This window comes from Brenneria salicis ATCC 15712 = DSM 30166 (assembly GCF_003315515.1).
Lineage (GTDB): Bacteria > Pseudomonadota > Gammaproteobacteria > Enterobacterales > Enterobacteriaceae > Brenneria > Brenneria salicis.
Genome location: NZ_QNRY01000032.1, coordinates 17,281 through 30,800, shown reverse-complemented (window position 1 = coordinate 30,800; position 13,520 = coordinate 17,281). Strand labels below are relative to the sequence as shown.

12 protein-coding genes are annotated in these 13,520 nt (G+C 54.7%); 2 read left to right on the top strand and 10 right to left on the bottom strand.

The features are described from left to right. Positions 1 to 131: 131 nt before the first annotated feature. From DES54_RS13235 to cysJ, 8 genes are all read right to left on the bottom strand, one after another. Positions 132 to 464 (bottom strand): DUF3561 family protein, encoded by a 333-nt coding sequence (locus tag DES54_RS13235; protein WP_240635013.1) that lies wholly within the window; start codon positions 462 to 464, stop codon positions 132 to 134. A 56-nt stretch (positions 465 to 520) separates the two neighbouring features. After that, the gene (gene cysC, locus DES54_RS13230; RefSeq protein WP_113868129.1) at positions 521 to 1,204 is read right to left on the bottom strand and encodes an adenylyl-sulfate kinase; all 684 of its coding nucleotides are present in this window, start codon (positions 1,202 to 1,204) and stop codon (positions 521 to 523) included. After that, positions 1,143 to 2,603: a sulfate adenylyltransferase subunit CysN gene (gene cysN / locus DES54_RS13225; RefSeq protein WP_113868127.1), complete on the bottom strand. Its 1,461-nt coding sequence runs from the start codon at positions 2,601 to 2,603 to the stop codon at positions 1,143 to 1,145. Before cysN ends, cysC begins: the two co-directional genes overlap by 62 nt. 11 nt (positions 2,604 to 2,614) lie before the next feature. After that, positions 2,615 to 3,523 (bottom strand): sulfate adenylyltransferase subunit CysD, encoded by a 909-nt coding sequence (gene cysD / locus DES54_RS13220; protein WP_113868125.1) that lies wholly within the window; start codon positions 3,521 to 3,523, stop codon positions 2,615 to 2,617. Positions 3,524 to 3,532: 9 nt separating this feature from the next. Beyond that, positions 3,533 to 4,975, bottom strand: coding sequence for a siroheme synthase CysG (cysG, locus tag DES54_RS13215; RefSeq protein ID WP_113868123.1), 1,443 nt, complete (start codon positions 4,973 to 4,975; stop codon positions 3,533 to 3,535). Positions 4,976 to 5,159: 184 nt separating this feature from the next. Further along, the gene (locus tag DES54_RS13210) at positions 5,160 to 5,894 is read right to left on the bottom strand and encodes a phosphoadenylyl-sulfate reductase (RefSeq protein ID WP_113868121.1); all 735 of its coding nucleotides are present in this window, start codon (positions 5,892 to 5,894) and stop codon (positions 5,160 to 5,162) included. 12 nt (positions 5,895 to 5,906) lie between these two features. Then, positions 5,907 to 7,655 (bottom strand): assimilatory sulfite reductase (NADPH) hemoprotein subunit, encoded by a 1,749-nt coding sequence (gene cysI / locus DES54_RS13205; RefSeq protein WP_113868120.1) that lies wholly within the window; start codon positions 7,653 to 7,655, stop codon positions 5,907 to 5,909. After that, a complete protein-coding gene (gene cysJ / locus DES54_RS13200) occupies positions 7,655 to 9,499 on the bottom strand; it encodes an NADPH-dependent assimilatory sulfite reductase flavoprotein subunit (protein WP_113868118.1) in 1,845 nt (614 codons plus the stop codon). The genes cysI and cysJ overlap by 1 nt, the downstream gene beginning before the upstream one ends. A gap of 347 nt (positions 9,500 to 9,846) precedes the next feature. Here cysJ and queD point away from each other — a divergent pair, with 347 nt between their 5' ends. Then, entirely contained in the window at positions 9,847 to 10,209 is a 363-nt protein-coding gene (gene queD / locus DES54_RS13195) for a 6-carboxytetrahydropterin synthase QueD (RefSeq protein ID WP_113868116.1), read from the top strand. A gap of 36 nt (positions 10,210 to 10,245) precedes the next feature. On the opposite strand, the gene queE is transcribed toward queD, so the two are convergent. After that, positions 10,246 to 10,917: a 7-carboxy-7-deazaguanine synthase QueE gene (queE, locus tag DES54_RS13190; protein ID WP_113868114.1), complete on the bottom strand. Its 672-nt coding sequence runs from the start codon at positions 10,915 to 10,917 to the stop codon at positions 10,246 to 10,248. 180 nt (positions 10,918 to 11,097) lie between these two features. Here queE and DES54_RS13180 point away from each other — a divergent pair, with 180 nt between their 5' ends. After that, positions 11,098 to 12,063, top strand: coding sequence for an MBL fold metallo-hydrolase (locus DES54_RS13180; protein WP_113868110.1), 966 nt, complete (start codon positions 11,098 to 11,100; stop codon positions 12,061 to 12,063). A 110-nt stretch (positions 12,064 to 12,173) separates the two neighbouring features. Here DES54_RS13180 and eno read toward each other — a convergent pair whose 3' ends face one another. Continuing rightward, positions 12,174 to 13,469: a phosphopyruvate hydratase gene (gene eno, locus DES54_RS13175; protein ID WP_113868108.1), complete on the bottom strand. Its 1,296-nt coding sequence runs from the start codon at positions 13,467 to 13,469 to the stop codon at positions 12,174 to 12,176. Positions 13,470 to 13,520 lie beyond the last annotated feature (51 nt).

The following is a 13,520-nucleotide window of genomic DNA, read 5'->3' as shown; positions in this document are numbered from 1 at the left end:
TAGATTAGATTTGATTTAGGGAGGGATAAATGATCAAAATGATTCATCATTACAAATGATATGTTTCTAATAGACGTTGGCAACATGAATAGTTTTAGTTTTACCGGTAAAAAGGAGGAGTTGCTGAACACTCACCAACCGGTGAGAAAGGAGAAAAGCAGCCAGAACAGGCACACCACTGACAATCCTGTGGCAAACAGCGTAGAGAAGACACTGCCGCCCAGCGCATAACTGAACCCTACGCCCATCAGGATAGACAACGGCATCAGAGCCAGAAAAAAAGGCCAGGTATAAAGCATAAAGAAAAACGTGGCATTGGAACCGTACACCAGAAAAGGGAGCATAAAGACCAGCCAGTAGAAAGAGAAGCCCGCCACCGCCCCCATAAAAGGATGCGGGACATACTCTTCGTCATCACGAAGCGGCTTGGTCTTACTGATGGTCAACTGACTGGCATTTGGCATTATCTTTCCCATTATTCTCCCGCATCACGCGGCAAAGCGTGCAATTGGCGGAGACATCAGAGTTTGATAATAGCCCGACCACGCAACAGATCGAATAATTGCGCCGTCAAATTTGTTACTAATTGTTCGCCATTCAGATGAATATCAGGCGATTGCGGCGCTTCATAAACCGCATCGATCCCGGTGAAATTACGCAGTTCGCCTGCGCGCGCTTTCTTGTACAAACCTTTAGGGTCACGGGCTTCGCAAATCGCCAAAGGCGTATCGACAAACACTTCGATAAACTGCCCTTCATCCAGCAGCTCCCGCACCATTTGACGCTCGGCGCGATGGGGAGAGATGAACGCGGTAAGCATCACCAACCCGGCGTCCACCATCAGTCTGGCGACTTCACCGACACGGCGGATATTCTCCCGCCGATCATCATCGCTGAATCCCAAATCACCACATAATCCATGCCGGACGTTATCGCCATCCAGCAGGTAGGTGCTCACCCCCTGCTGATGCAACGCCTGCTCCAGCGCGCCCGCCAGCGTGGATTTACCGGAACCGGAAAGCCCGGTAAACCAGAGCACGACGCCCCGATGTCCGTGCAATCGTTCGCGCGCCTGACGTGATACGACATGCGAATGCCAGACGACATTCTCGTCGGCAGAGGATGGATGACCAGAGGACACGTTATTTCCCCCCCAGCAAATCACGGGCGCCCCAATGTGGGAAATGACGACGAACCAACGCATTAAGCTCCAGTTCAAATGCGCTATAGGCGCCGGGCTCCTGATAAACCTGTTCAATCGGCTCTCTTACCAACCCCGCGCCCACCGTGACGTTAGTCAGGCGATCGATAAAGATCATGCCGCCGGTAACATGGTTTTGCTGATAATTGTCCAGCACCATCGGCTCATCAAACGCCAGTTCAACCAGCCCGATCCCATTCAGCGGCAGATTTTCCGCGACGCGCTGCGTCAGCGAGTTGATCTCCACCTGATACTGAATATTCTCTACTCTGGCGCGCGTTTTTTTACCGCTAATCTTGATGTCGTAGCTTTGTCCCGGCACCAGCGGTTTTTCCGCCATCCACACCACGTCCACCAGCGCATTACGCACCGCGTTCAGCGTTTCGCCGCCGTCCACCAGCAGATCGCCGCGGCTGATATCAATTTCGTCCGCCAGCACCAGAGTAACGGCTTCGCCCGCCTGCGCTTGTTGCCGATCGCCATCAAAGGTCACGATCCGGCTGACGGTCGATTCGATGCCGGAAGGCAGCGCTTTAACCCGCTGACCGACACTCACGACACCTGATGCCAGCGTTCCCGCATAACCCCGGAAATCCAGATTAGGACGGTTCACGTACTGAACCGGGAAGCGCATCGGCAGCGTCAGACTACGCTGCGCCACATTCACGGTTTCCAGCACATCCAGCAATGTTGGCCCACTATACCAACTCATGGTGCTGGCCGGGGTCGCCACATTGTCGCCATCCAGCGCGGAAATCGGCACAAAGGTAATATTCAGATCAGCCGGGAGTTGCTGGGCGAACTCCAGATAATCCTGTTTAAACTGTTCGAACACCGTGTGCTGGTAATCCACCAGATCCATTTTATTCACCGCCACCACCAGATGACGAATGCCCAGCAAGGTGGCGATAAAACTGTGACGGCGGGTCTGATCCAGCACGCCTTTACGCGCATCGATCAGCAGGATCGCCAGTTCACAGGTCGATGCCCCGGTCGCCATATTGCGAGTGTACTGCTCATGCCCCGGCGTATCGGCAATAATGAATTTGCGCTTTTCCGTGGAGAAGTAACGGTACGCCACATCGATAGTGATGCCCTGCTCACGCTCAGCCTGAAGACCATCCACCAGCAACGCCAGATCCAGCTTCTCGCCCTGCGTTCCCAGACGCTTGCTGTCGCTGTGCAACGTGGTTAACTGATCTTCATAAATCTGACGGGTATCGTGCAATAAACGGCCAATCAGGGTGCTTTTACCATCGTCGACGCTGCCGCAGGTCAGAAAACGCAGCAGGGTTTTATCTTGTTGCGCGTGCAGATAGGCTTCAACACCGCCCTGCTCGGCGATCTGTTTCGCGATTGCGCTCTCTGTTATCTCTGTATCTTTTACCACAAACGAGTTCATGCAACGGCTCCTCAGAAATACCCTTGACGCTTTTTCAATTCCATCGAACCGGCCTGATCGCGGTCGATCAGCCGTCCCTGACGCTCACTGGTGGTGGAAATCAGCATCTCTTCAATGATTTCCGGCAGCGTTTGCGCGTTGGATTCCACCGCGCCGGTCAATGGCCAGCACCCCAGGGTACGGAAACGCACCATCCGTTGTTCAATCACTTCACCCGGTTGCAGATCGATACGATCGTCATCCACCATCAGCAGCATGCCGTCACGCTCCAGCACCGGGCGCATCGCCGCCAGATAGAGCGGCACAATGTCGATATTTTCCAGATAGATGTATTGCCAGATATCCAGTTCAGTCCAGTTGGACAACGGGAAAACGCGAATGCTTTCGCCCTTGTTGATCTGGCCGTTGTAGTTATGCCACAGTTCGGGGCGCTGGCTTTTCGGGTCCCAGCGATGAAAACGATCGCGGAAGGAATAAATCCGTTCTTTGGCGCGGGATTTCTCTTCATCACGCCGGGCGCCGCCGAATGCGGCATCGAAACCATATTTATCCAGCGCCTGCTTCAATCCCTCGGTTTTCATGATATCGGTATGCTTGGCGCTGCCGTGGATGAACGGATTAATGCCGAGCACCTCGCCCTGGGGATTACGATGCACCAACAACTCGCAACCATAGGCTTTGGCTGTCCGGTCGCGGAACGCGTACATTTCACGGAATTTCCAGCCGGTATCCACATGCAGCAACGGGAAGGGCAGCGATCCCGGATAAAACGCTTTCCGCGCCAGATGCAGCATGACCGAGGAGTCTTTGCCGATGGAATACATCATCACCGGGTTGCTGAACTCCGCCGCCACCTCGCGAATGATGTGAATGCTCTCAGCTTCGAGTTGCTGTAAATGAGTGAGTCGTTTCTCGTCCATAACCATTCCTTAAGCCAAATTCACTAACGCCGGACGGCTGTCTTGCCGCGCCGTCAGCGTCTGCTGTCCAAACCAGGCGATCTGATGATGCAAACTCACAACTTCGCCTATCACCAGCAGGGCCGGTGTCGGCGTCTGCCGGGCTAATTGCTCCAACTGTCGCAGCGTGCCGGTGAGCACCTGCTGATCGTGTCGGGTGCCGCGGCCTATCACCGCGACGGGCGTTTGCGCCGAACGACCGTGGGCAATCAGTTGTTGACTGATTTCCGCCGCCTTCACCGCTCCCATGTAAATCGCCAGCGTCTGCCGTCCACGCGCCAGCGTTGACCAATCCAGCGCATCGCCATCAGGCCGGCAATGTCCGGTGATAAACATCACGCTTTGCGCATAATCCCGATGCGTCAACGGGATACCGGCATACGCCGTCGCCCCCGCCGCCGCCGTCACGCCGGGCACCACCTGAAAGGCAATGCCCGCCTGCGCCACCGCTTGCAGTTCTTCGCCGCCGCGCCCAAACGTAAACGGATCGCCGCCTTTCAACCTCACCACCCGCTTGCCTTGCTGCGCCAGCGTCACCAGCAGTTGGTTAATCCCATCCTGCGGCAACGAATGCGCGCTCGCCCGTTTCCCCACGCAAATACGTTCGGCATCACGGCGCACCAGTTCCAGCACCTCGCCGCTGACCAGATGGTCATATAGCACGACATCCGCCTGCTGGATAACCTGCAAACCCCGCAGCGTCAGCAAGCCCGCATCGCCTGGCCCCGCGCCCACCAGCACCACTTCACCGCGGGCAGCCGCAGGCTGTTGCTGCTTATGTTGCTGATGATGCAATTGCTGTTGCAGTTCGTCTTCAGCCTGCGCCAGTTGTCCGGCGCCGACCAGCGAGGCAAAGCGACCCGTGAACAGCCGCTCCCAGAAACGACGGCGCGCGCTCACCGAATGGAGTCGGGATTTGATGCGCTCGCGCCAACTCCCCGCGAGCGAGGCCACGGTTCCCAGACTGGCGGGCAGCAGCGCTTCCAGTTTTTCCCGCAACAGACGCGCCAGCACCGGCGCTTGACCGCCGGAGGAAATAGCCACCACCAGCGGAGAACGATCAATGATCGAAGGAAAAATAAAAGAACATTTGGGCTGATCGTCCACCACATTGACCAGCAGATGGCGCTGATTGGCGGCCTCGAATACCGCCGCGTTCAACGCGGCGTCATCGGTGGCGGCAATCACCAGAAACACGTCGGATAACAACGTCGGCGTAAAATGCCTGTCCAGCCATTGAATCTTGCCCGACTCAAGCTGTGCTGCCAACTCATCCGCCAGCGACTGCGCGACAACTTTTACCTCGGCGCCGGCACGTTGCAACAGTCCTATTTTACGTGAGGCGATATCACCGCCGCCGACCACCAACACAGGGCGGCCTCGAAGGTCAGCGAATAAAGGGAGATAGTTCACAATCGCCTTAACTAAGCAAAAAAATGGATAAAGCGACTATACGGCGCGGCCAGCACACTTATGAAATGCCGAATTGGAATGACAAGTTCCGTAATGGAATAACAACACCAAAAAGCGGGCTGATGTCGCCTGTTTAATAATCGGACGCGCTCACAAAATGGAAAATAAGTTTATGATTAACGCGTTACCCCTCGTGCAGCCCGCATTCGCGTTTGAGGCCGAAAAAGCGCGTTTCTTCCTCGCTCATTCCCGGCTCCCACTTCCGGGTGGTGTGCGTGTCGCCCACCGAGAGATAGCCTTGTTCCCATAGCGGATGATAGCTCAGGCCGTTTTGCTTCAGGTATAGATAAACCTGACGGTTGTCCCAATCGATAATCGGCAGGAGTTTGAATACCCCGCGCTGCACGGCCAGTACCGGCAGATGCTCGCGGCTGCCGGATTGCTCGCGCCGCAATCCCGCGAACCAGGTCTGGGCCTTGAGTTCGCTCAGCGCGTGATTCATCGGTTCAACCTTGTTGATTTGGTTGTAGCGTTCAATCCCCTCAACACCCTGCTCCCAAAGTTTTCCGTAACGCGCTTCCTGCCACGCCGGTGACTGAGCGGCACGATACACCTTCAGATTCAACTTCAGTTGATCCGTCAGCGCATCAATAAACTGGTAGGTTTCAGGAAAAAGATAACCGGTATCCGTAAGGATAACCGGGATATCAGGCCGAAGCCGCGTCACCAGATGCAGCGATACCGCCGCCTGAATTCCAAAGCTGGAAGACAGCACATACTCCCCCGGCAGGTGTTCCAGCGCCCACGCCACCCTTTCCTGCGCGGACAACGATTCAAGCTGCTTATTCACTTCAGCCAACGCGTCGGACTGCGCGGCCTTCGGCAATGCATTGAGCGCATCAAGATTAAGCTCCGACATCAGGATCTCCTGTCAGTCATAGAAGTCGCGTGCAGGATCGCGCACCGGCTTGATAATGTGGGTACGGATGGTGAAATCGCCAAAACCTTCATTCTCAAGACGATCTTTCGCCCACAGGCCGATTAACCGATCAATTTCACCGAGGATCTCGGTTTCATTGATATTCTCGCGGTACATGCGCGGAATACGCGTGCCTTCACGATTACCGCCCAAATGCAGGTTATAGCGTCCAACCGCTTTCCCCACCAGGCCGATTTCCGCCAGCAGTGCCCGGCCGCAGCCATTCGGACAGCCGGTGACGCGCAGTACGATATGCTCATCGCCCACGCCATGCCGCTGCATGATATTTTCAACGTGCGTGACGAACATCGGCAAAAAACGCTCGGCTTCCGCCATCGCCAGCGGACAGGTTGGAAACGACACGCAAGCCATCGAGTTTTTACGCTGTTCGCTCACGTCATCATCCATCAGACCGTTTTCACGCGCCAGCGCTTCGATTTTCGCCTTATTCCGCGCCGTTACGCCCGCGACGATCAGGTTCTGGTTCGCCGTCAGACGGAAATCGCCTTTATGAATTTTAGCGATTTCCGCCAGACCGGTTTTCAGCGGACGCCCTGGATAATCCAGAATCCGGCCATTCTCGATAAACAACGTCAGATGCCATTTGTTATCAATGCCTTTCACCCAGCCGATACGATCGCCGCGTCCGGTGAAGACATAGGGCCGTACCGCGCCGAAGGTTATCCCGGCACGCGTTTCCACTTCCTGCTTAAAGGTGTCAACGCCCACCCGCTCCAGCGTGTATTTGGTTTTGGCATTCTTACGGTTGGTGCGGTTACCCCAGTCACGTTGTGTGGTCACCACCGCTTCGGCAATCGCCAGCGTATGTTCTACCGGAATATAGCCCAATTCGCTGGCGGTGCGTGGATAAGTCGCCTTGTCGCCATGCGCGATGGAAAGCCCGCCGCCCACCAGCACGTTGAACCCCACCAGACGGCCATTATCGGCAATCGCCACAAAATTCAGATCGTTGGCGTGCAGATCCACATCGTTCTGCGGCGGGATCACCACGGTAGTTTTAAACTTACGCGGCAGATAGGTCGCCCCCAGAATCGGTTCTTCATCCGTGGTTTCAACCTTCTCCTGATCCAGCCAGATTTCGGCGTAAGCACGCGTGCGCGGCAACAGGTGCTCGGAAATCTTTTTCGCCCACTCATACGCCTGCTGATGCAGTTCCGACTCCACCGGGTTCGAGGTACACAATACGTTACGGTTAACGTCATTGGCGGTCGCCAGCGAATCCAACCCCAGACGGTTCAGCATCTGGTGCGCCGGCTTGACATTCGGCTTGAGAATGCCGTGAAACTGGAACGTCTGGCGGTTGGTGAGACGAATACTGCCGTACAGCGTGTTTTCAGCGGCGAATTTATCGATCCCCAGCCATTGTTGCGGCGTGATCACGCCGCCCGGCAAGCGACAACGTAGCATCATCGCATGGCGCGGTTCCAGCTTCTGCTCGGCGCGCTCGGCGCGGATATCGCGGTCATCCTGCTGATACATGCCGTGAAAGCGGATTAATAAAAAATTATCGCCATTGAAGCCGCCGGTCAGACCATCCGTCAGATCGTCGGCAATGGTGCCGCGCAGAAAATTGCTTTCCTGTTTCAGCCGTTCTGCGTCAGCGAGTTTCCCTTCCACCACCAACGGGCCGGGATACTTGTCACCCGCCGGTTGTTCATCTAAGACTGACTTTTCGCTCATTAGTACACATCTCGCTGATAACGGCGCGCAAGGCGCAGATCACTTAAAAATTCGTCGGCTTGCTCGATATCCATGCCGCCGTGCTCAACCACCACATCCAGTAATGCCTGTTCGACATCTTTCGCCATGCGGTTGGCATCGCCACAGACATACAAATGCGCGCCCTCCTGAAGCCAGCGCCAGACTTCCGCGCCTTTTTCCCGCAGTTTGTCCTGCACATATACTTTGTGGGCTTGATCGCGTGACCATGCCAGATCGATGTGGGTCAGCAGCCCTTCTTTCACATAGCGCTGCCATTCAACCTGATACAGAAAATCTTCAGTAAAGTGGGGGTTGCCAAAGAACAGCCAGTTTTTGCCTGTGGCGCCCTCGGCTTCACGCTGCTGCATGAAAGCCCGAAACGGCGCAATCCCCGTACCGGGGCCAATCATGATCACCGGCGTTTCCGGGGCGGCGGGCAGGCGGAAATTGTCGTTATGCTCGATAAATACCCGCACTTCATCGTCTTCGTTAAGGCGATCAGCCAGATAGCCGGACGCGCCGCCAACCCGCGCGCGGCCATCAATCTCATAACGCACCACGCCCACCGTGATATGCACTTCGCTTTCCACTTCCGCCTGTGAGGAAGCGATGGAATACAAACGCGGCGTCAGCGGACGCAACAGGCTAATCAACTGTTCAGGCGTCAACGCCACCGGCACCTGACGCACCATATCCGCCAACGGGGTGCGTTGGGCAAACTGCTGCAACGCGGATTTATCGCTCACCAGCGCCAGCAATGCTTCATCACGCGACAACAAAGCATACTTTTCAACCATCGGCGCGGTGTTCTGCGTCAGTTCAAAATGGCTTTGCAGCGCCTGCGATAGCGGCAGGGAGTTACCCTCGATACTCACCGGCTCATCGCCTTTCAGCCACAGCAGGTCGAGAATTTCCCGTACCAGCGCCGGATCGTTTTCAAACCACACGCCCAGCGCATCGCCCGGCTGATAACGCAAACCGGAATCGCCCAGGTCGATCTCGATATGACGCACATCCTTTTCTGAATTACGCCCGGTGATTTTCTGATTAACGGAAAACACCGCATGCAATGGCGCCGTTTTGCTATAAGGGCTGCTGGTGATTTCATCCAGCACGCCGCGGCTACTGGCCTGTAGCGCGGCCTCACTCTGTGCGGGCAGGCGCGTTTGCAAGATATCCACCAGTTGGCGTCGCCACTGTTGCGCGGCGGCCTGATAATCCACGTCCGCGTCAACGCGATCCAGCAACCGATCGGCGCCCAGTTCGGCAAGACGGTGATCAAAATCCTTACCCGCTTTGCTGAAAAACTCGTATGACGTATCGCCCAGACCAAAGACGGCGAATGCCGTCTCTTTCAACGACGGCGCTTTTTTGGAGAACAGGAATTTGTGCAACGCCACCGCCTCTTCCGGCGGCTCCCCTTCGCCCTGCGTCGATGTCACCATCAGCAGCAGTTTTTCCTGACCGATTTGTTTGAATTTATAGTCGCCGGCATTCACCAGATTGACCGTCAGCTTCGCCGCCAGCAAATCGTCGCGCAGTTGTTCGGCCACCCGACGCGCATTGCCGGTCTGGGAGGCGGAAATCAGCGTGATCGCTGGCAGCGGCGCGGCGGTAACCGCTGATGCGCTCGCATTCGCAACCGCTGATGCGCTCGCATTCGCAACCGCTGACTGTTCGACGGGCGTTTGCAGCCGCCCCCAAAAATAGCCGGATAACCAGGCAAGCTGGGCAGGCGAAAAATCACCGGTCGCCGCCTGCAAACGTGCTAATTGCTCCGCGCTCAACGGGAGCAATGAAGTAGGAGAAACCGGATTTTTCATTATGATCGCTATTTCCTTGTCTCTGACCGCCACTCATGCAAATAAGTGAAATAAAAAGATGAATTGCACATAAGGGTAACCATCCGCATCTTAACAATTAAAGAAATGATAGAAATATTAAATAACCAAAATGACTAAATGGTTTTTCTGATAATCCTTATTGCTTAAAGTGTTATAGGCATACGTTTTCCCAAAAATTTCAGCTATCAGCAACATGCCTGATATCAACACCTCGGCGACTAAACGTGCTTCGTGAAGCGATTTCCGGTAGTATGCGGCGGTGCTAAAGCCGTTAGTTTGCAAGCTATTTTTAAAGCCATTCTGTAAAAGAAATTGAGAACATCGCCATGGTCACCACGCTATTTAAAGATTTTCAGTTTGAAGCCGCTCACCGCCTGCCTCATGTGCCGGACGGACATAAGTGCGGACGTCTGCACGGACATTCCTTTATGGTTCGGCTGGAAATTACCGGCGAGATCGATCCGCATACCGGCTGGGTAATGGATTTTGCTGAATTAAAAGCCGCGTTTAAACCGACATGGGAAAAGCTGGATCATCATTATCTGAATGATATCACCGGCCTGGAGAACCCCACCAGCGAAGTGCTGGCGCACTGGATCTGGCAACAACTGAAATCCGCGTTGCCGCTATTAAGCGCGGTGACGGTGAAGGAAACCTGCACCGCAGGTTGCGTTTACCGCGGAGAATGAGTGAATTCGGCGTGAGGCCCGCGCCCCACGCAGCTCTCAGGCAATGTTCAGATATTTATGCGTCTGCATGGAAAGCCGCCAGTTGCGGGCGATGCAGGTTTCAATACACAATCTGGTCGCCTCGTCTTTCTGGCTAATCGGCTGTAATGCCACAATCCGCGGTTTGTCGTCATGCAGACGCGCCAGCAATTCATCCAGTGCCACAATGTCACGCGCCCGACCAACCGGATGCTTGATTTCATCCGCCCGCTGCAACGCCTGATCGAGTACCTTCATCCCGCCGCGCATATTCACCTTGGGCGATACCGTTACCCAGGTTTTGGCGGAGCAACGCACTTCATGCGTCCCGCTGGTTTCGATCTGACAACTGAAACCATGCTTTTCCAGCAATAACGTCAGCGGCGCCAGATCATGAATACAGGGTTCGCCCCCGGTAATGACGATATGACGGGCGGTATAGCCAGCACGCGTCATCAACGCCAGAATATCCTCGGCGCTGGCGGCGCCCCAGGCCTCGCTTTCCTGTGTCTTGACGATAATCTCGTCCAGCGAGGTTTCCCGATCGGCCAGTTTGTCCCAGGTGTGTTTGGTATCGCACCAGCTACAGCCTACCGGACAACCCTGCAACCGTACGAATACCGCCGGTACGCCGGTAAAATAGCCTTCGCCCTGCAACGTCTGGAACACCTCATTAATCGGGTACTGCATGTTTGCCTACTATCCTGTTTTTCTACTATCACGCCTGCTCAAAAAACCATTATCGCAGATCGCAGGTCAACTCGCCAAACCGGGCGTGCCTGAGGTATTTCATTTGAGTAATGGCGCAACGCAGTCAATAATCAATCTGCAGATCTTTTTCACCTGCCTTATCAACAAGGAAAGAAATATATGAAGTTATTGCAGCCGTTAACATTATTACTGGCGCTCGCCTGCTCTCCGGCATTCACGCAGGCGCAAAGCGTGGCGCAGGTAAAAACCCAACCAGGCTATTACCGGATGATGCTGGGCCAGTTTGAAATCACCGCCTTATCCGATGGCACCAACGCCCTGCCGATGGATAAATTGCTGGCCCGTATCGAGCCGGAAAAAATAACCGAACTGCTGGCGGAAAAATCATTGACCTCGCCGGTGGAAACTTCGATCAATACCTATCTGATCAATACCGGCAAAAACCTGATCCTGGTCGATACCGGCAACGGTAAACAAGCCAATCCTGCCGTCGGGAAAATCCTGAGTAATCTGCAAGCAGCGGGCTATAAACCGGAACAGGTGGATACGGTATTGGTGACCCATCTGCACGGCGACCACATTGGCGGTCTGCTTAACGAAGGCAAACTGGCTTATCCAAACGCCACCGTTTATGTCAATAAGCGGGAAACCGATTACTGGCTCAGCGAAGAAAATCTGAAACAGGCCCCGGAGGAACGCAAACCCTATTTTCAGCGCGCACAGGAAATCTTCCGGCCAATTATCGCCGCCAACAAGCTGAAGACTTTTTCCGGTGAAGAAACCATTTATCCCGGCATTATCGCGCAGCCCGCTCTCGGCCATACGCCGGGACACACCGCGTATCGGGCGGAAAGCGACGGTAAGAAGATGCTGATGTGGGGCGACACCATCCACGCCGAAGCGGTGCAAATGCCGCTTCCCGCCACCACCATCGGCTTTGACTCCGATATGGATGCCGCCGCCAGTGCGCGCGCCAAACTGCTTGCTGATGCGGCCAGCCAGGGATTCTGGGTAGCCAGCGTACACATTTCCTTCCCCGGCATCGGCCATATCAAAGCCTTACCCGGCAATGACGGCTATCGCTGGGTTCCGGCCAATTACAGTCTGAATGGGTTAGCCCACTAACCGTACATTGCGCGGAGCGTAAAAAAATCCAGAAGCGAGCTAACGCTTCTGGATTCGTTGGTCAGTCGTGCTATGCGTAAGTCAGTTCTGACTCACGCAACATGCCGCGATTATTGACCTTTCACTTCTTTCAGACCGTTGAACGGCGCACGGTTGCCCAGCGCTTCTTCAATACGGATCAGTTGGTTATATTTAGCAACACGGTCAGAACGGCTCATGGAACCAGTTTTGATCTGACCTGCCGCCGTACCTACCGCCAGATCCGCGATGGTGGCATCTTCGGTTTCGCCGGAACGGTGAGAGATAACCGCCGTGTAGCCAGCATCTTTCGCCATCTTGATGGCAGCCAGCGTTTCGGTCAGAGAACCAATCTGGTTGAATTTGATCAGAATGGAGTTGGCGATGCCTTTATCGATACCTTCTTTCAGGATCTTGGTGTTGGTGACGAACAGATCGTCGCCAACCAGTTGGATTTTGTCGCCCAGCACTTTGGTCTGGTAAGCAAAACCGTCCCAGTCAGACTCGTCCAGGCCGTCTTCGATAGAAACGATCGGATATTGTTTGGTCAGATCTTCCAGGAAATGAGTGAATTCTTCAGAGGTGAACGCTTTGTTGCCTTCGCCGGCCAGAACATATTTGCCGTCTTTGTAGAATTCAGATGCCGCGCAGTCCATCGCCAGTGTGATGTCTTTGCCCAGTTCGTAACCCGCCGCTTTCACCGCTTCAGCGATAACAGCCAGCGCTTCGGCGTTGGAACCCAGGTTAGGCGCGTAGCCGCCTTCATCACCCACAGCCGTGTTCATACCTTTTGATTTCAGAACTTTAGCCAGGTTGTGGAAAACTTCAGAACCCATACGGATGGCTTCTTTAACAGTTTTCGCGCCAACAGGCTGAATCATGAATTCCTGAATATCGACGTTGTTATCGGCGTGCTCGCCGCCGTTGATGATGTTCATCATCGGCAAAGGCATGGAGTATTTGCCTGGGGTGCCGTTCAGTTCAGCAATGTGTTCATACAACGGTTGACCTTTGGATGCCGCTGCTGCTTTGGCATTAGCCAGAGAAACCGCCAGAATCGCGTTGGCGCCGAATTTGGATTTATTTTCCGTGCCATCCAGATCGATCATGATTTTATCGATGTTCGCCTGATCTTTCGCGTCTTTACCCAGAACCGCGTCGGCAATCGGGCCGTTAACCGCGGCAACCGCTTTGGTCACGCCTTTGCCCAGAAAACGGGATTTGTCGCCGTCGCGCAGTTCCAGCGCTTCGCGAGAACCGGTGGAAGCCCCTGACGGCGCCGCAGCCAGACCGACAAAACCACCTTCCAGATGAACTTCCGCTTCAACAGTCGGGTTTCCGCGTGAGTCGATGATTTCACGGCCAATGACTTTAACAATTTTGGACATTAGATTTTCCTCAGTACAAGTTAAACTAAAACCTCAGACGAACAACGCGCC

What these genes read in the sequence shown, in the direction of transcription:
- DES54_RS13235 (WP_240635013.1), bottom strand. Translation starts at nt 464, where the DNA reads ATGCCAAATGCCAGTCAGTTGACCATCAGTAAGACCAAGCCGCTTCGT.
- cysC (WP_113868129.1), bottom strand. Translation starts at nt 1,204, where the DNA reads ATGCGTTGGTTCGTCGTCATTTCCCACATTGGGGCGCCCGTGATTTGC.
- cysN (WP_113868127.1), bottom strand. Translation starts at nt 2,603, where the DNA reads ATGAACTCGTTTGTGGTAAAAGATACAGAGATAACAGAGAGCGCAATC.
- cysD (WP_113868125.1), bottom strand. Translation starts at nt 3,523, where the DNA reads ATGGACGAGAAACGACTCACTCATTTACAGCAACTCGAAGCTGAGAGC.
- DES54_RS13210 (WP_113868121.1), bottom strand. Translation starts at nt 5,894, where the DNA reads ATGTCGGAGCTTAATCTTGATGCGCTCAATGCATTGCCGAAGGCCGCG.
- cysI (WP_113868120.1), bottom strand. Translation starts at nt 7,655, where the DNA reads ATGAGCGAAAAGTCAGTCTTAGATGAACAACCGGCGGGTGACAAGTAT.
- cysJ (WP_113868118.1), bottom strand. Translation starts at nt 9,499, where the DNA reads ATGAAAAATCCGGTTTCTCCTACTTCATTGCTCCCGTTGAGCGCGGAG.
- queD (WP_113868116.1), top strand. Translation starts at nt 9,847, where the DNA reads ATGGTCACCACGCTATTTAAAGATTTTCAGTTTGAAGCCGCTCACCGC.
- queE (WP_113868114.1), bottom strand. Translation starts at nt 10,917, where the DNA reads ATGCAGTACCCGATTAATGAGGTGTTCCAGACGTTGCAGGGCGAAGGC.
- DES54_RS13180 (WP_113868110.1), top strand. Translation starts at nt 11,098, where the DNA reads ATGAAGTTATTGCAGCCGTTAACATTATTACTGGCGCTCGCCTGCTCT.
- eno (WP_113868108.1), bottom strand. Translation starts at nt 13,469, where the DNA reads ATGTCCAAAATTGTTAAAGTCATTGGCCGTGAAATCATCGACTCACGC.